Genomic DNA, 17,285 nt, shown 5'->3' on the forward strand with positions numbered 1-17,285 from the left:
GCGATGACCTTGACGATGTACGTGGACGGCAGCCGCTGGCGGGCGCACCAGCGCGGGCTGCTGGCCGAGTTCCCCGGGCTGGTCCCGGTCGCCAAGGGCAACGGCTACGGCTTCGGCAACCGGCGGCTCGCCGAGGAGGCCGCCCGGCTGGGCAGCCCCCTGCTGGCCGTCGGCACCGCGGACGAGGCGGCGGAGATGGCCGACGCCTTCCCCGGTGACCTGCTGGTGCTCACCCCGTACCGGGTCGGCGAGCCCGAGGTCGAACTGCCCGCCGGCCGGGTGGTGCGGACCGTCGCGCACGCCGAAGCGCTGGCCGCCCTGCCCGCCGGCACCCGCGTGGTGGTGGAGGGCATGACCAGCATGCGGCGGCACGGCATCCCGGTCGGCGACCTCGCCGAACTGCCGGTCGGCCACCTGGAGCTGGAGGGCTTCGCACTGCACCTCCCGCTGGACCGGCCGGACGGCTCCGACCCGGTGGACGAGGTCGCCGACTGGGTCCGGGCGATCGGTGCGGCCGGGCTCCCCGACCGCACCGTCTACCTCAGCCACCTGGCCGCCAAGGACGTGCGGCGGCTGGCCGAACGCCACCCCGAAACCGAGTTCCGCTCCCGGATCGGCACCCGGCTGTGGCTCGGCGACGTACAGGCGATGTCCTCCCGGGCCACCGTCCTGGACGTCACCCCGATCGGCCGCGGCGAGCGCTACGGCTACCGGCAGCACAAGGCCCCGTCCGACGGCCACCTGCTGGTGGTCACCGGCGGCACCGCGCACGGCGTCGGCCTGGAGGCCCCCAAGTACGTGCACGGGATACTGCCCCGCGCCAAGGGCCTGGCCCGGGCCGGTCTGGCCACCTTGAACCGGACGCTCTCCCCGTACACCTGGCAGGGCAAGCAGCTGTGGTTCGCCGAGCCGCCGCACATGCAGGTGTCGATCCTGTTCCTGCCCGGCGAACTCAAGCCCCCGGCGGTGGGCGACGAGCTGCCGCTGACGATCCGCCACACCACCACCCACTTCGACCGGGTGGTCGAACGCTGAGGCCCCTGGAACGCCGGAAGCCCGCTCGCCGTGAAGGCGGGCGGGCTTCCGGCGTTCGCCGGGCTACCTCGGGTCGGGCTCGGCCTTGACCAGCCAGTCGACCTCGCCCTGCGGGGCGTAGTCGGAGTAGCTCTCCTCCTCGCGCAGGCCGCGGGCACTGCCGAGCACGAACCGGTCCGGGGCGCCGTCCAGCACACCGCCCGACGGGTCGTCGCTTCCGTCCCAGCGCACCGGGTCGCGGTCCGGGTGGAGGATGTCGCGGACCACCAGGTAGCAGATGTACAGGGTGCCGATCAGGTGCAGGGCGATCGTGAAGTGGTACCACTGCAGGTCGATGCCATGGTGCTTGGCGTCACCGTTGTACGCCAGGTACGACCAGATGCCGAGGAAGTACAGCACCTCGCAGGTCTGCCAGATCAGGAAGTCCCGCCAGCGCGGCCGGGCCAGCACGGCCAGCGGGGTCAGCCAGAGCACGTACTGCGGCGAGTACACCTTGTTGGTCAGCACGAACGCGGCGACCACCAGGAAGGCCAGCTGGGCGAAGCGCGGACGGCGCGGGGCGCTGATCGCCAGCCAGCCGATCGCCAGGCAGCTGAGCACCAGCAGGACCGCGATCCAGGTGTTCAGGGTCTCCAGGTGCTGCCCGTCCCGGACGGCCTGCATCAGGATCAGCCAGAACGAGCCGTAGTCCTCGGCACGGACCTGACTGAAGGTGTAGAAGGTCGCCCAGCCCTTCCAGTTGGCCAGCATGATCGGCAGGTTGACGATCAGCCAGGAGCCGGCCGCACCACCGAACGCCAACCCGAAGTCCCGCCACTTGCCGGTCCGCAGGCACAGCACCAGCAGCGGCCCGAGCAGCAGCACCGGGTAGAGCTTGGCGGCCGTGGCCAGGCCGATGAACACACCCGCCAGCACCGGCCGGGCCCCTGCCCAGTACGCCATCGCCACGGCCGCCAGCGCCACCGCGAGCAGGTCCCAGTTGATGGTGGAGTCCAGCGCCAGGGCCGGGGCGAGGGCGAACAGCAGCGCGTCCCACGGGCGACGGCGGTGGGTGCGGGAGACCGCGACCACGGCGATCACCGCGCAGATCATCAGCATTCCGGCGTTGACCAGCCAGAACCACTGCTCGCGGCTCATCATGTCGCCGTTGTGGGTGGTCAGCCAGGCCGCGACCTGGATGAACAGACCGGTCAGCACCGGGTACTCCAGGTACTGCATGTCCGCCGAGGGCTGCGGGATCGGGTCCAGGTACGGACGGCTCCCCTCGGCGAAGCCGCGGGCCGAGAACAGGTGCGGAATGTCGCTGTAACAGGCGTGCGTGTACTGGCTGGTGGCGCCGAAGAACCAGCCGTCCTGGAAGCAGGACGCCTTCTGGAACAGGCCCAGCACGAAGACCACGATCGCGGCCACGGCCAGGAACTTGGCCGGCGTCCACCAGGACACCCCGAGCAGCGCCCGGCGTCCGGGCGGACCACCCAGCAACTCGCTGCCGGCCTCCGCCACCGGGTCCTCGTCCGCGGGCACCACCACGGTGTTCGGCAGCGGCCCCTCGGCCGGAGCCGGTCCGGGCGCTGAGGTCTCGTCGCGCAGGCTGGACGTCATGGCGGACATACTGCCGCACCCTCGCCCGCAACCGAAGAGGGGCACGGGATCGCCGTTCGCGATCCGGTGCCCCTCTGTCCGGGTATCGGGTGCTGCGCCCTACTGGCCCATCATTCCCAGCAGGTTGCCCGCGCCTCCGCCGCCGCCGGGCGGCGCACTCGGGCTGCCGCTGGCGCTCTCGCTCGGGCTCTTGCTCGGCCGGCCCGGGCTCTTGCTCGGCCCGCAGTTGTTGCCCTGGCAGGTCGAGCTGTTGCTCGGCGACGGCGTCAGCGACCCGTCCGGCGACTTCGACGTGGTCGGCTCGGCCGGCGCGCTCGACTGCTCGGCAGGTGCGGAGGCCGAGGTCGAGGTCCCGGCCGACGGGCTGACCGGGGCACCCGAGGAGTCGACCTCCTGGCCCCACGGCGCGGGGTTCGGGAAGTCCTGCACCGGCTTGTCCTTCAGCACGATCTTCATGTAGCGGGTGAAGATGTCCGTCGGGAAGTCACCACCGTGCACGGACTCGTGGCCCGCGGTGCCGTTCAGCGAGAGCAGCTTGGGGTTGCCGGCCTCCTCACGCCACATGCCGATCGCGGTGGACAGCTCCGGGGTGTACCCCGCCCACCAGGCCGAGGTACCGGCGTCGGTGGTACCGGTCTTGCCGGCCACCGGCCGTCCGAGCGCGTTGGTCTTGGTGCCGGTGCCGTTCTTGGCCACGTTCTCCAGCACGTCGGTGATGTTGTCGGCGACCGCCTGCTCCAGCACCTTCTTGGGCTGGGGCTTGCCGAAGGCCGGATTCTCGACGTTGTTGTAGAGCAGCTTCGACACCGAGTAGGGGTCGGTCTGCTGGCCGCGGGCCGCGAACACCGAGTAGGCCGAGGCCATCCGGATCGAGCTCGGGTGCGAGGTGCCCAGCGGGAAGGTGATGGTCGAGGACGGCTCCAGGCTGCCGGGCAGGATCCCCAGCTCCTTGACCATCTTCTCCACGTTCGCGCCACCCACGTCCTGTCCGAGCTGCACGAACGGCACGTTGTACGACGACTGCATGGCCCTCTTCAGCGTGACGTAGCCGGGCTTGGTCGGGCTGTCGTTGCGCTGCTTGTAGGGCTTGCCGTCGTCGCCCATCAGCGGCTTGCCGTCCCGGTAGATCGGCGAGAGGTTGTCCGCCAGGTACAGCGAGTCCTGGTTGAGCTGGGTCGGGCCGTTCTTGGTCTGCACGCCGTACTGCATCGCGGCGGCCAGCACGAACGGCTTGAAGGTCGAGCCGACCGGGACCTTGGAGTCCGCGTTGTTGCTGTAGTGGCCGTTCTCGATGCCGTCGCCGCCGTAGAGCGCCACGATCGCACCGTCGTTGGGCCGCACCGAGGCGGCGCCGACCTGGACGAACTTGTCCGCCTCGCGCCTGTTGGGCTCCAGGGACTCGGACTTGACCTGGTCCACGGCCGTCTTCAGAGCGTCCACCTTGTCCTTCTCGAAGGTGGTGTAGATCTGGTAGCCGCCACGGGCCAGCTTGGCCCCGTCGATGGTCTTGTCCTTGGCCGTGATGAAGTTGTTGGCGGTCTCCACCAGGTAGTAGATCTCGCCGTTCATGTTGGCCGGGGCCTTCACCTCGATCGGCTCGGGGAACTTCGGCCCGCACTTGGCGCGCTCCTCGGCCGTGATCGCCTTGGTGGCCTGCATCCGGTCCAGGACGTAGTTCCAGCGCTCCTGCATGCGGTCGTGGTTGCCCTGGTTCAGGGACGGGTCGTACAGCGCCGCACCCTTCAACAGGCCCGCCAGCATGGCGCCCTGACAGATGTCCACCTTGCTGGCGTCCACCCCGTAGTAGGCCTGCGAGGCGGCCTGGATGCCGGTCGCGCCACGGCCGTACCAGCTGGTGTTCAGGTAGCCGGTGAGGATCCCGTCCTTGTCGTCCGCGATCTTCAACGCGATGACGAATTCCTTGGCCTTGCGGCTGAGCGTCTGCTCCTGCGACAGGTAGACGTTCTTCACGAACTGCTGCGTGATGGTCGAACCGCCCTGGGTCTCACCGCCGGTCGCCATCTTGTAGACGGCGCGGGCGATGCCCTTGGGGTCGATGCCGCTGTCGGTGCGGAAGGTCTCGTTCTCGGCCGCGATCGCCGCGTCCTGGGCCGGGCGGCTGATCTCCGAGAGCTCCGCCCACTGCTTGTTGGTGTCGCCCTTGCGGACCATCTCGTCGCCGTTGGCCCAGTAGTAGATGTTGTTCTGGAGCTTGATGGAGTCCTTCGCGTTCGGCACCGGGATGACGGCGAACGCCACGCCTATCGCGGCCACACCGCCGCCGAAGAAGATCAGGAACAGGCTCAGCACCTGCTTCCAGGACGGCATCCACCGCTTGAAGCCGGACTTGCCGAAGCGCGGGTAGTCGATCAGCCGCTTCTTGCCCGGCTTGCCGTTGCGACCGGCGTTCCGGCCGTTCGGCGGGCCTTCCGAACCGCCGCCACCGCTGCCCTTGCGGCCCTGCTTGCGCATCTCCGCCCGGGTCATCCGGGGCTGCTGGGCCGTCTCCCGCACCGGGCGGCGGCCACCGGGGCCGGCCCCCGGACCGGGACGGCCGGGACCGGACGCCGGCCCGCCCTGCTCGTGCGCGTAATCGGGTGCGCCCTCGACCGGGCTGCCGTAGGCATACGGACGCCCGGCGGACGCCCGCCTGGAGGGCGGCTCTTCGCCCCCGGGGTTGGCCGACCTACGCCGGTGTTCGCTCATCTCTCCGCAGCCTCTCGGTCAGGGTGCACCAGGCGACAGAGTACGGGTCCCCGAAAGGTCTCCAATCGGGCATTGGAAGCCAACCAGGACGAACCGGCCGCGATTCATTACATGCCCGTTGCCCAGAGGCCTTGTGATCGCGGTTACGCGTGCCCCCCTTGCTCCTTTCGTGACCCAGGGTTACTGTTGCCGATATATCGAGCCGATACATCGGCGCGACACATCGGTCCGGCATACCTTGCGGGCCGGCCCGGCATCCGAAGAGCAGGACCCCGCGACGGAAGGAGGAAGGCGGTATGAGCCGACGCTCCGGCGTCCTCGAATTCGCCGTCCTCGGCCTGCTCCACGACGCCCCGATGCACGGCTACGAACTGCGCAAGCGGCTCAACGTCCTGCTGGGCTCGTTCCGGGCCTTCTCCTACGGAACGCTCTACCCCTGCCTGAAGAGCCTGGTCGCCCAGGGTTTTCTGGTCGAGGACAACCCGGACGTCGAGTACGTCCCGGCCACCGCGCTCAACGGCAAGCGGTCGAAGATCGTCTACCGGCTCTCCGCCGAGGGCAAGCAGCGCTTCGAGGAGCTGCTCGCCGAGTCCGGGCCGGACGCCTGGGAGGACGAGCACTTCGGCGTGCGCTTCGCCTTCTTCGGCCAGACCGACCGGGCGGTCCGGATGCGCGTGCTGGAAGGCCGCCGCAGCCGGCTGGAGGAACGGCTGGAGCGGATGCGCAGCTCGATCGCGCGCACCCGCGAACGCTTCGACGACTACACCCTCGAACTCCAGCGCCACGGCCTGGAGTCCGTGGAACGCGAGGTCCGCTGGCTCAACGAGCTGATCGAGACCGAGCGGGCCACCAGAAACGGACGCAACTCCGCGTCCCCGCAAACTTCGGACGGCCGTGGCCCGGCCGCCGGGTCCTCGGACCCGCCCGGGCCACCGTACGACCGCCCGGGGCGCTCCTGACCGGAGCGCTGTGCAACACCGCGCCGGCCTTGCCGCCCGCGGCGAGGCGTGGGCGCCCCGCGCGCCCGTCAGACAGTCAGAACAGATGTGGAACGAGGTGCCGCCACACCACGGCGACCCTCATGAGATTCAGGGAGCAACCGGAATGGGTTCGGTTCGCGTAGCCATCGTCGGCGTGGGCAACTGCGCCGCCTCGCTGGTGCAGGGTGTCGAGTACTACAAGGACGCCGACCCGGCCGGTAAGGTCCCCGGCCTGATGCACGTCCAGTTCGGCGACTACCACGTGAAGGACGTCGACTTCGTCGCCGCCTTCGACGTGGACGCCAAGAAGGTCGGCTTCGACCTGGCCGACGCCATCGGCAACAGCGAGAACAACACCATCAAGATCTGCGACGTGCCGCCGACCGGCGTCACCGTCCAGCGTGGCCACACCCTCGACGGCCTGGGCAAGTACTACCGCGAGACCATCGAGGAGTCCGACGAGGCTCCGGTCGACGTCGTCCAGGTCCTCAAGGACCGCCAGGTCGACGTCCTGGTCTGCTACCTGCCGGTGGGCTCCGAGAACGCCGCCAAGTTCTACGCCCAGTGCGCCATCGACGCCAAGGTCGCCTTCGTGAACGCCCTCCCAGTGTTCATCGCCGGCACCAAGGAGTGGGCCGACAAGTTCACCGAGGCCGGTGTCCCGATCGTCGGCGACGACATCAAGTCCCAGGTCGGCGCGACCATCACGCACCGCGTGATGGCGAAGCTGTTCGAGGACCGCGGTGTCATCCTCGAGCGCACCATGCAGCTGAACGTCGGCGGCAACATGGACTTCAAGAACATGCTCGAGCGCGAGCGCCTGGAGTCCAAGAAGATCTCCAAGACCCAGGCCGTCACCTCGCAGATCCGCGACCGTGAGCTGGGCGCCAAGAACGTCCACATCGGCCCGTCCGACTACGTCGCGTGGCTCGACGACCGCAAGTGGGCGTACGTCCGCCTCGAGGGCCGCGCGTTCGGCGACGTCCCGCTGAACCTGGAGTACAAGCTCGAGGTCTGGGACTCCCCGAACTCGGCCGGTGTCATCATCGACGCCGTGCGCGCCGCGAAGATCGCCAAGGACCGCGGCATCGGCGGCCCGATCCTCTCCGCGTCCTCCTACTTCATGAAGTCCCCGCCGGTTCAGTACTTCGACGACGAGGCCAAGGAGAACGTCGAGAAGTTCATCCGCGGCGAGGTCGAGCGCTGAGCGCCAGCGAAGCCTGCTCGCTGTGAAGGGTGAGCGCTGAGCGCTGAGCGCTGAGCTTTCAGCATTGACGTTTCGTCAAGCCTGAGCGGAGGGCCGTCCCGTGTTTCGCGGGGCGGCCCTCCGGCGTGTCAGGACCAGGCCGCGTTCCAGGTGACCGGCCCGACGATGCCGTCCACCGTCAGCCCGTGGCGCTGCTGGAAGGCCCGGCAGATGCGCGCCGAGGCGGGCCCGTACCAGCCGTCCGCGGTGATCTGCCAGGTGCGCCAGGCCAGCCGCCGTTGCCACGTCAGCACGTCGTCCCCGTGCATCATCGGCGACTGGAGTTTCAGGTAGCGGCCCGGCCACGGCGGCGCCCCGGAGCCGGACCCCGGCCCGGACACCCGCGCCGCCGGAACTCCCCCGAGCGCCGGGTCCGCCGACACCGTGCCCTCCGGAAACGCCGGCACCCCGTACCCGTACGGCGACCCGGGCCCGCGCCGCGCCCGGGACTTCCGGTAGACCCCGTCGCCCTCGGTGGAGCCGGAGCTGTTGGTATTTCCCTCCACCGTGTAGATGGTGTCGGCGTCGTAGGCGTAGACGACTCCGGTGTGGTCGCCGCCGTTGGGGCCGAGGTAGAAGGGGCCGCCGAGGACGGGGTACGGGGTCCAGCGGTTCTGGTGGCGCCACCAGGCGACGGCTTCGAGGCAGGAGGCCGTCATTGGCCAGAGGTTGTCCATGCCGGTGCGGTGGGCGGCCCAGGCCTCGAAGGTCGCGCACCAGGGCTGACCGTCGGACCATTCGAGGCCGGGGGTTTCCTCGCTGTAGCGCTGGCGGTTGTTCCAGGTTCCGTCAGAGTCGCGGCCCTCGTGGTAGCCGACCTGACCGAGCAACAGGGCAGTGAACTCGTCTCGCATGGGGAGCCTCCCGTCGTTCTGAGAGGGTTCTTCCCCCGTAAGTGCCCCACCACATCGGAATGGTGGCGCCAGCGGTGGTGCGAGGCGTATGGGGGGCGCGCGCCGCGCGAAGTTGGCAGAGGTTTCACGTGAAACACCGTCGGCCTCGTGGCACCCTTGGCGGGTGATCACCGAACGGCCCCCGCGGGAGGCCACCCTGCGCGGCCTGCTGCAAGGCTCCGGTTTCCGGCGCCTGCTGACGGTGCGCCTGCTCTCGCAGCTGTCGGACGGGGTCTTCCAGGTCTCGCTGGCCGCGTACGTGATCTTCTCTCCCGAACACCAGTCCTCCCCCGCCGACATCGCCGCGGTGCTGGCCGTGATGCTGTTGCCGTTCTCGGTGATCGGACCGTTCGCCGGGGTGCTGCTGGACCGCTGGCGGCGCCGGCAGGTGTTGCTGATGGGCAATCTGGCCCGCTTCGGACTGGGCCTGGTGACGGCGGCACTGCTGCTCGGACGGGCCCCGGACTGGATGTTCTTCGCGGCGGCGCTGCTGGTGACGGCGCTCAACCGGTTCATCCTGGCCGGCCTGTCCGCCGCGCTGCCCCGGGTGGTGGCGACCTCGGACCTGGTCACCGCGAACGCCCTCTCGCCCACCCTGGGCACGGTGGCGGCGGCCTCCGGCGGCATCGTCGGCTTCCTGGTGCACCAGGTGATGCCGCCCGGACGGCACGCGGACGCCGTCCTGGTGACGCTGGCGGCGCTGCTCTACCTGTCGGCCGCGCTGGCCGCCCGCCGGATCGCCCCGGACGCGCTCGGCCCCGAGGTGGACGGTGCACTCCCTTCCCTGCGAGAGGCGTTGTCCACCTCCTGGCACGACCTGCTGGCGGGCCTGCGGCACCTGGTGCGGGACTGCCGCCCGGCCGTGCAGGCGCTGGCCGCGGTGACCCTGGCACGGTTCTGCTACGGGGTGCTGATCGTGGTGGTGCTGATGCTCTCCCGGTACACCTTCAACAGCGCGGAGGACACCGCGGGCGGCCTGTCCAGCCTGGGCCGGGCGGTGATCCTCTCCGCGCTGGGCTTCTTCGTGGCGGCGCTGATCAGCCCCTGGTGCACCCGGCGGCTCGGCCTGGTCGGCTGGATGACGACGTGTCTGGCGAGCGCCGCGGTGTTCGTCCCGGCGCTCGGGCTCACGTTCCAGGAGGTCCCGGCGATGGCCGCGGCGCTGCTGCTGGGCGTGGTCACCCAGGGCACCAAGATCTGCGCGGACACCCTGGTGCAGGAGTCGGTGGAGGACGAGTACCGCGGCCGGGTGTTCGCCATCTACGACGTGCTGGTCAACGTCTCGTTCGTCGCGGCGGCCGGGGTGACCGCCCTGGTGCTGCCGCTGAACGGCCGCTCGGTGCCGGTGGTGCTGGGCCTTTCGGTGCTCTACGCGCTCGGCGCGGTGCTGTACTTCCGTGCCGCGCGCCGCTCCTGACGGGGTTTCTGCCGCTAGGGTCGTGGGCGCACGGCACGCCTTCGTCGTCCTGGGGGGAAGAAACAGATGAGCACACCGCCGCCGCCCGGCCCGTACGGCCAGCCAGGCCCGTACGGCCAGCCCGCCCCGTACGGCCAGCAGCCCGGCCAGCAACCGCCCGCGTACGGCCAGCCGTCCGGCTACGGACAGCCGCCCGCGTACGGGCAGCCCCCTGCCTACGGACAACCGCCGGCCTACGGGCAACAGCCGCCCGCCTACGGCCAGCAGCCGTCCACGGGCGGGGACGCGTCGGGTCAGGGGATGCCCGCCTGGGGGCAGGCGCCCGAGCTGGTCATCACCGAGAAGGACAAACGCCGGGGCAGCTGCCTGTTCCGCGGGTTCATCGGACTCGCGGTGCTGGCCGTCCTCGGCGTGCTCGCCATCTGGCTCACCCAGGACAAGGTGCCCCGGGTCGGCGACTGCCTGGACAGCAAGCACAAGGTGGTGGCCTGCACCTCGGCGGACGCCCGGTGGCACGTGCTGCAGAAGTACAGCACCGACAACCTGGTGACCGCGAGCTGCAGCAAGACGCCGGGGGCCACCGACACCTACCACGCCCGGTACCGCCGGAGCGGGCACACGCAGAAGAACAAGCTGTGCCTGTCCCCGATGAACGGTCAGACTCCCGGCAACCCCGGCCGGATCAACTGAGCAGGCGTCAGTCCTTCGGCTGCGCCGCCCACCACTCGTGCAGCGCGGCCACCGCCGCCTCGTGCTCCATCGGGCCGTGCTCCAGGCGCAGTTCGAGCAGGTGCTTGTAGGCGCGGCCGACCGCGGGGCCGGGGCGCAGGGCGAGCAGCTGCATGATCTCGTTGCCGTCCAGCGCGGGCCGGATCGCGTCCAGCTGCTCCTGCGCCTTGAGGGCGGCGATCCGCTCCTCCAGCGAGTCGTAGGTGCGGGCCAGCGCGGCGGCCTTGCGCTTGTTGCGGGTGGTGCAGTCGGAGCGGGTCAGCTTGTGCAGGCGCTCCAGCAGCGGGCCGGCGTCGGTGACGTAGCGGCGCACCGCGGAGTCGGTCCACTCGCCGCCGCCGTAGCCGTGGAAGCGCAGGTGCAGCTCGACCAGCCGGGAGACCTCGCCGATCAGCTCGTTCGAGTACTTGAGCTCGCGCATCCGCTTGCGGGTCATCTTCGCGCCGACCACCTCGTGGTGGTGGAAGGAGACCCCGCCGTCGGACTCGAAGCGGCGGGTGCGCGGCTTGCCGATGTCGTGCAGCAGCGCGGCAAGGCGCAGCACCAGGTCGGGGCCGTCGGTCTCCAGCGCGATGGCCTGCTCCAGGACCGTCAGCGAGTGTTCGTAGACGTCCTTGTGGCGGTGGTGCTCGTCGCTCTCCAGGCGCAGTGCCGGGAGCTCGGGCAGCACGAACTCGGCGAGGCCGGTGTCGACCAGCAGGCGCAGGCCCTTGACCGGGTGCTCGGAGAGCAGCAGCTTGTTGAGCTCGGCCTGGACACGTTCGGCGGAGACGATGGTGATCCGCTCGGCCATCGCGGTCATCGCGGCGACCACCTCGGGCGCCGGCTCGAAGTCGAGCTGGGCGGCGAAGCGGGCGGCCCGCATCATCCGCAGCGGGTCGTCGGAGAAGGACTCCTCGGGGGTGGCGGGGGTGCGCAGCACCCGGGCCTCCAGGTCGTCCAGGCCGTGGTGCGGGTCGACGAAGCCGCGGCCGGGCAGGTCGACGGCCATCGCGTTGACGGTGAAGTCGCGGCGGACCAGGTCCTGCTCGATCGAGTCGCCGTAGCTGACCTCGGGCTTGCGGGAGCTGCGGTCGTAGGCCTCGCTGCGGTAGGTGGTGATCTCGATCAGGAACGAGCCCTCGGCGGTGTCCTTGCGCGCGCCGACGGTGCCGAAGGCGATGCCGACGTCCCAGACCGCGTCGGCCCAGCCCTTGACCAGCTTGAGGATCTGCTGGGGGCGGGCGTCGGTGGTGAAGTCGAGGTCGTTGCCCAGCCGGCCGAGCAGGGCGTCCCGGACCGAGCCGCCGACCAGCGAGAGCCGGTGGCCGGCCTCCTGGAACCGGCGGGCGATCTCGTCGGCGACCGGGGAGACCCGAAGCAGTTCCTGCAGGCCGAGGGTCTGCGCCTCGGTCAGGCCCGGCAGGGCGACCCGGTCGGCGGAGCTGGAATGATTGGTGCTGGACGCATTGGCAGTGGACACGGCTCACAAGGGTACGTGCCCGCCCTGCCCCGTCGCCCTCCCGTTTCCTCCGCCCCGCCGCTCCGGCCAGCTTCCGGCCCGCAACACTGTGGGCCGCACAGCGTCGTTACCATGCCGGGTGAACGCTCCTTGTCGGAGACCGCCGGGGTCGGGCGGGGCCGCGTCGGTGCGTGGGTCGATCGAGACGATCAGGAACGGCGAGGACGCGCGTGGACGAGCGGACCGGGCGGGGCGCGGCAGGGGCCGGGCGCCGCGGACGGTGGACGGGCCGGCTGGCCAGGAGCACCGCCGCCCTGCTGGCAGGCGGGCTGGTCGGGGCCGTGGCGGCCGCTCCGGCGGCGGCCGGGCCCGGCACTCTGGTGACTGCCTCGGGCGAGTACCCGGCGGCGGTGCAGATCGACACGGTGCAGGTCGGCACCGGGGCGCCGCAGGTCGCGCACGAGAACGACACCGTGACGATCACCGGCAAGGTCACCAACTCCGGTTCGGAAAAGCTGAAGTCGCCGAAGGTCATGGTCCGGGTGCCGAACCCGGGCAAGCCGATGCTGGCGACCCGCAGCGACATCGACATGATGGGCTCCTGGGGCTCGCCGAGCGCCAAGGACGGCACCCCGTTGGAGAACCCGGCGCAGGACGTCGGCGACCTGGACCCGGGGCAGAGCAAGGACTTCACCCTGCCGGTGCCGGTATCCGCGCTGAACGCCAAGGAGACCGGCAGCTACGAGCTGGCGGTGGACCTCTGGGGCCGGACCGGCGACGACAAGCCGCACTCGCTGGGCATCGCCCGCACCTACCTGCCGGTCCAGGGCCGGACCACCGCCAAGCCCTCGCAGGTCGCGGTGGTGTGGCCGCTGACCCACGCCCCGGTCCTGGTCGCGCAGACCATGCCGGACCAGGACCAGACGCCGGTGCTGCGGGACGACAGCCTGGTGGGCGAGCTGACCGGTGACGGACGGCTGAACCAGCTGGTCGAGATCGGCGAAAGGATGCCGAATCTGACCTGGGCGATCGACCCGGACCTGCTGGACACCGTGTTCGCGATGACCAAGCCGTACCGGGTGCAGAAGCCCGGCACCTCCGGCGAGTCCGCGCGCGAGGACAACACCGTGCCGGGCACCGGGCGCGACGCGGCGACGGCCTGGCTGGCGAAGCTGAAAACGGCGGTGTCGAAGCAGGGTTCCGAGGTGGTGTCGCTGCCGTACGCCGACCCGGACCTGGCGTCGATCGCGCACAACGGCGCCAAGCTGAACGGCATGGACAACGCGCTGCGCAAGGCGATGACGGCCGGTCAGGTCACCACCGAGACCCGGCTTCAGGTGAATGTCCACTCGGACGTGGCCTGGCCGTACCGCGGTCTGCTGGACCAGCGCACGGCGGCGGTGGCGAACACGGCGGGCGGCCGGCTGCTGCTGGTCAACGGCGCGTCGATGCAGGAGTCCGACAAGCTGACCTACACGCCGGGCGCGGCCCGTCCGATCGGCAACGGGCAGACCGCGGTGGTCTCCGACGCCGTGCTGGCCTCGCTGTTCCAGGGCGACCTGGGCACCGCCCACGACCGCACCGCGGCCCAGCAGCGGTTCCTGGCCGAGACCCTGGCGATCGCCCACCAGGAGCCGGAGCACCCGCGCGGCGTGCTGGTGCTGCCGTCCCGCTCGCTGACCGTCGGCACCGCGCTGGCGCTGCGCGATTCGATGCAGGCGGCGTCCGGCAACGGCGGCTGGGTGGCCCCGGCCAGCCTGCAGAAGATCGCCGACATGCCCGCGGACCCGGGCGTCAACACCGACGTCCCGAACGACTACCCGGGCGACGCGACCGGCGCCGAGCTGTCCTCCGCCGAGCTGAACGCCACCATGGGCATCCAGGGCGGCGTGGACCAGCTGATGATGATCCTGACCCAGCCGGAGCGGGTGCGCGGCCCGTTCAGCGCGGCCATGGTGCGGTCGATGTCCACCAGCTGGCGCGACCAGCAGAAGGCCGGCGTCGACTACCGGGCCGGCGTGCAGCGCTACCTGGACAACCTGAAGTCGGCGGTCCGGGTGCCGAAGAAGACCACCGTGACGCTGCCGGGCGACAACGCGACGCTGCTGATCAGCGTCAAGAACGACCTCACCCAGGCGGTCGGCAACCTGGAGCTGCGGCTCTACTCGACCCAGCAGAACCGCCTCCTCGTGGGCGACAACCAGCCCGTGGTACTGGACGCCACCACCAGCCGCACCTTCCGCTTCCCCGCCGAGGCGCAGGTCAACGGCCAGGTCAAGGTGAACGCGGAGCTCTGGACCACCGGCCCGAACGCGCAGCGCTACGGCGAACCGGTGGAGTTCGTCGTCGACGTCACCTCGGTGGCCAGCGGTGTGACGTACGTGATCGCCGGCGGCACCGCGCTGATGATCCTCGCCGGGCTGCGGTTCTACCTCCAGCGCAAGAAGCGCAAGGCGGCCGGCGAGATCGACGAGGACCCGGAGCGCCTGCTGTCGGACGTCGAGGACGACGACGAGGACCTGCGGCCGGACGCCGAGGGGAAGCCGACCGACGCGGAGCCCTCGTCCGACCGGGATGACAGCGATCGGGTCTCCGGTGATGAGAAGGTGGATCACTAGGCGCCTCACCCCCGGGCGCCCGTCCCCCCTCTCTGACGTGGATTGGTGGCATGAACGAGCGGAGCGAGCGAGCAGCCCAGGACCAGGGCGGAGGTAGGCCCCAGGACCGCGCGGGCGGTCCACGGTCCGCCGCCGCCCCCGCCGACCCCACCGCCGACTGGTACGTCGCCGACACCTACGCCCGTGACCCGTACGCCGCCGAGGCGTACGGGGGCACGGACCCGTACGGCGAGGTCGACGTGCCGGAGGCCGTCCCGGACACCACGGACGTCCAGGACGCCCCGGAGACCACGGCGGCGGTGCCCGGCCAGCCGAGCCGCGGCTCCGAGTCCGCCCTGCGGCTGACCGCGCCGGCACCGCGCTGGGCGTCGATCGCCGCCGAGGTGGCAGCGGAGGCCGCCGAGCCGGCCGGGTCGCGCCGGGGCACCGAGACCACCGAGTACGTCGGCGTGGAGAGCCTGCTGTCGGCCCCCGAACAGGAACCGGCCGCCCCCGAACAGGAATCCGCGCAGGCACCCGTACAGGCACGCGCGCAGGCTGCTCCGGTAACGGCACCGGATCAGGCCGTGGCGAAGGCCGCGGACACCGACGCGCCGGAACACCCCGAGCCCGCCGACGCCCCGGAGCCCGCACGGGCCTTCGGCGCCGAGCCGGTCCCGGCGGCGGACGAGCGCCACCCGTACGTGCCGCCGATCGAGTTCGACCCCCCGCTGTCCGAGGAGGAGGCGGTGATGCGGGCCGACGCGGCGGTGCTGGAGGCCAACGCCGCCACCGCGCCGCCCGAGCCGACCGCGCCGCCCGCCCCGACCGCTCCGCCCGAGCCCGCCGTCCCGGCCGGGGGTGGCGGCGGCAAGGTCGCCGGCCTGCTGAACTCCAGCGCCATCATGGCGGCCGGCACCCTGGTCTCCCGCGGCACCGGCTTCCTGCGCACCATGGTGATCGCCGCCGCGATCGGCGTGGCCTCGATGGGCGACTCGTACAACGCCGCCAACACGCTGCCCACCCTGCTGTACATCCTGATCGGCGGCGGCGCGCTGAACGCGGTGTTCGTCCCGCAGCTGGTGCGCAGCATGAAGAACGACGAGGACGGCGGCACCGCCTACGCGAACCGGCTGCTCACCCTGGTGGTGACCGGCCTGGCGGGCGTGGTGTTCGTGGCGGTGCTGGCCGCGCCGGTGCTGGTGCAGCTGATCTCGCACGCGCTGATGCGGGACCAGCAGAGCGCCGACACCACGGTCGCGCTGGCCCGGTACTGCCTGCCGACCATCTTCTTCATGGGCGTGCACGTGGTGATGGGCCAGATCCTCAACGCCCGCGGCCGGTTCGGCGCGATGATGTGGACGCCGGTCCTGAACAACCTCGTGGTGATCTTCACCTTCGCGATGTACATCGGCGTGTACGGCACCTTCCAGCACACCGGGACCACCCCGCAGACCATCTCCCCCGAGGGCGTCCGGCTGCTCGGCATCGGCACCATGCTGGGCCTGGCGGTGCAGGCGCTGTCGATGATCCCGTACCTGCGGTCGGCGGGCTTCGCGTTCCGGCCGCGCTTCGACTGGCGCGGGCACGGCCTGGGCAAGGCGGCCCGGCTGGCCAAGTGGACGTTCCTGTTCGTGCTGGCCAACCAGGCGGGCTTCCTGGTGGTGACGCAGCTGGCCACCGCGTCCGGCAAGGCCGCCGAGCACGACGGCCACCTCGGCGTCGGCCTGGCCGCGTACTCCAACGCGCTGCTGATCTGGCAGCTGCCGATGGCGGTGATCACCGTGTCGGTGATGAGCGCGGTGCTCCCCCGGCTGTCCCGGGCGGCCGCCGACCAGGACGCCGGGGCGGTCCGCGACGACCTCTCCTACGGCCTGCGCACCTCGGCGGTGGCGATCGTCCCGGCGGCGTTCCTGTTCCTGTCGCTGGGCCCGGTGATCGGCTCCTCGATCTACGGCCTGGGCAACGGCGGCGCGGCCGCGCACGGCGCCACCGCGGTCGGCTACATGCTCTCCGCCTTCGCTCTCGGCCTGATCCCGTACTCGGTGCAGTACGTACTGCTGCGCGGCTTCTACGCCTACGAGGACACCCGCACCCCGTTCTCCAACACCGTCTGGGTGGCGCTCACCCAGGCCGGCACCGCAGTGCTGTGCTGGCTGCTGCTGCCCGCGCAGTGGGCGGTGACCGGCATGGCACTGGGCTACGGCCTGTCCTACGCGGTGGGCGTGTTCGTCGCGGTGCCGAAGCTGAAGGCGCGGATCGGCGGCCTGGACACCGCCCGGATCACCAAGACCTACGTCCGGCTGGCGATCGCCTCGCTGCCCGCCGCCGTGGTCGGCCTGGTGATCGAGCTGTTCGCGCTGCGGATGCTGGACGGCTGGCTCGGCAACGTACTGACGCTGCTGGCGGCGGCCGTCGTCCAGATCGCGGTGTTCCTGCTGCTGGCCCGCCGGATGCGCATCGAGGAGCTCAACGCGCTCACCGGAATGGTCCGCCGGCGGCTCGGCCGCTGACCGGAACGCCGATCGCGGGTTGACGGCACGTCACCCGGAGTGCTGACGATCTGTCGGCGACCCAGTCCGCCTACGGTGGGCCGGAGTCGGGGCACACCCCCGATTCCGGCCCATTCGTCTGCCGTT

Annotated in this window: 11 protein-coding genes; 7 read left to right on the forward strand and 4 right to left on the reverse strand. The window is 71.0% G+C overall.

The window, feature by feature from the left end:
- Positions 1–3: 3 nt before the first annotated feature.
- Entirely contained in the window at positions 4–1,035 is a 1,032-nt protein-coding gene (locus ACZ6R9_RS04445; RefSeq protein WP_465536470.1) for an alanine racemase, read from the forward strand.
- Between the two features lie 63 nt (positions 1,036–1,098).
- Here the strand turns inward: ACZ6R9_RS04445 and ACZ6R9_RS04450 are convergent, their stop codons facing one another.
- Both ACZ6R9_RS04450 and ACZ6R9_RS04455 read right to left on the reverse strand, forming a co-directional pair.
- On the reverse strand, positions 1,099–2,637 hold the full coding sequence (locus ACZ6R9_RS04450) for a glycosyltransferase family 87 protein (protein WP_465536472.1): 1,539 nt from the start codon (positions 2,635–2,637) through the stop codon (positions 1,099–1,101).
- A gap of 99 nt (positions 2,638–2,736) precedes the next feature.
- On the reverse strand, positions 2,737–5,124 hold the full coding sequence (locus tag ACZ6R9_RS04455) for a transglycosylase domain-containing protein (protein ID WP_465536474.1): 2,388 nt from the start codon (positions 5,122–5,124) through the stop codon (positions 2,737–2,739).
- Between the two features lie 515 nt (positions 5,125–5,639).
- Between ACZ6R9_RS04455 and ACZ6R9_RS04460 the strand changes: the two genes are divergently transcribed.
- Complete coding sequence (locus ACZ6R9_RS04460) at positions 5,640–6,302, forward strand: PadR family transcriptional regulator (RefSeq protein WP_380480276.1); 663 nt, start codon at positions 5,640–5,642, stop codon at positions 6,300–6,302.
- A 145-nt stretch (positions 6,303–6,447) separates the two neighbouring features.
- Positions 6,448–7,530, forward strand: a complete 1,083-nt coding sequence (locus ACZ6R9_RS04465) for an inositol-3-phosphate synthase (RefSeq protein ID WP_380480274.1) — start codon at positions 6,448–6,450, stop codon at positions 7,528–7,530.
- 128 nt (positions 7,531–7,658) lie between these two features.
- Here ACZ6R9_RS04465 and ACZ6R9_RS04470 read toward each other — a convergent pair whose 3' ends face one another.
- Positions 7,659–8,423, reverse strand: a complete 765-nt coding sequence (locus ACZ6R9_RS04470) for a peptidoglycan-binding domain-containing protein (protein ID WP_465536477.1) — start codon at positions 8,421–8,423, stop codon at positions 7,659–7,661.
- 163 nt (positions 8,424–8,586) lie between these two features.
- Between ACZ6R9_RS04470 and ACZ6R9_RS04475 the strand changes: the two genes are divergently transcribed.
- Together ACZ6R9_RS04475 and ACZ6R9_RS04480 are read left to right on the forward strand one after the other, a co-directional pair.
- Positions 8,587–9,879: an MFS transporter gene (locus ACZ6R9_RS04475; RefSeq protein ID WP_465536479.1), complete on the forward strand. Its 1,293-nt coding sequence runs from the start codon at positions 8,587–8,589 to the stop codon at positions 9,877–9,879.
- Between the two features lie 66 nt (positions 9,880–9,945).
- Complete coding sequence (locus ACZ6R9_RS04480; protein ID WP_465536481.1) at positions 9,946–10,569, forward strand: LppU/SCO3897 family protein; 624 nt, start codon at positions 9,946–9,948, stop codon at positions 10,567–10,569.
- Positions 10,570–10,576: 7 nt separating this feature from the next.
- Here ACZ6R9_RS04480 and ACZ6R9_RS04485 read toward each other — a convergent pair whose 3' ends face one another.
- Positions 10,577–12,013 carry a CCA tRNA nucleotidyltransferase gene (locus tag ACZ6R9_RS04485; protein WP_380480414.1) on the reverse strand — a complete coding sequence of 479 codons (1,437 nt, stop codon included), beginning with the start codon at positions 12,011–12,013 and terminating at the stop codon, positions 10,577–10,579.
- A gap of 266 nt (positions 12,014–12,279) precedes the next feature.
- On the opposite strand from ACZ6R9_RS04485, the gene ACZ6R9_RS04490 reads away from it, so the two are divergent.
- Both ACZ6R9_RS04490 and murJ read left to right on the forward strand, forming a co-directional pair.
- Positions 12,280–14,667 carry a hypothetical protein gene (locus tag ACZ6R9_RS04490; protein ID WP_465536483.1) on the forward strand — a complete coding sequence of 796 codons (2,388 nt, stop codon included), beginning with the start codon at positions 12,280–12,282 and terminating at the stop codon, positions 14,665–14,667.
- A 50-nt stretch (positions 14,668–14,717) separates the two neighbouring features.
- Positions 14,718–17,159 carry a murein biosynthesis integral membrane protein MurJ gene (gene murJ / locus ACZ6R9_RS04495; protein ID WP_465536485.1) on the forward strand — a complete coding sequence of 814 codons (2,442 nt, stop codon included), beginning with the start codon at positions 14,718–14,720 and terminating at the stop codon, positions 17,157–17,159.
- Positions 17,160–17,285: the final 126 nt, after the last annotated feature.

The sequence above is a fragment of the Kitasatospora sp. NPDC048662 genome, from assembly GCF_055587065.1.

Bases quoted from the DNA above. Each gene is read 5' to 3' on its own strand.
- ACZ6R9_RS04445 (WP_465536470.1), top strand. From the start codon at position 4: ATGACCTTGACGATGTACGTGGACGGCAGCCGCTGGCGGGCGCACCAG.
- ACZ6R9_RS04450 (WP_465536472.1), bottom strand. From the start codon at position 2,637: ATGACGTCCAGCCTGCGCGACGAGACCTCAGCGCCCGGACCGGCTCCG.
- ACZ6R9_RS04455 (WP_465536474.1), bottom strand. From the start codon at position 5,124: ATGACCCGGGCGGAGATGCGCAAGCAGGGCCGCAAGGGCAGCGGTGGC.
- ACZ6R9_RS04460 (WP_380480276.1), top strand. From the start codon at position 5,640: ATGAGCCGACGCTCCGGCGTCCTCGAATTCGCCGTCCTCGGCCTGCTC.
- ACZ6R9_RS04465 (WP_380480274.1), top strand. From the start codon at position 6,448: ATGGGTTCGGTTCGCGTAGCCATCGTCGGCGTGGGCAACTGCGCCGCC.
- ACZ6R9_RS04470 (WP_465536477.1), bottom strand. From the start codon at position 8,423: ATGCGAGACGAGTTCACTGCCCTGTTGCTCGGTCAGGTCGGCTACCAC.
- ACZ6R9_RS04480 (WP_465536481.1), top strand. From the start codon at position 9,946: ATGAGCACACCGCCGCCGCCCGGCCCGTACGGCCAGCCAGGCCCGTAC.
- murJ (WP_465536485.1), top strand. From the start codon at position 14,718: ATGAACGAGCGGAGCGAGCGAGCAGCCCAGGACCAGGGCGGAGGTAGG.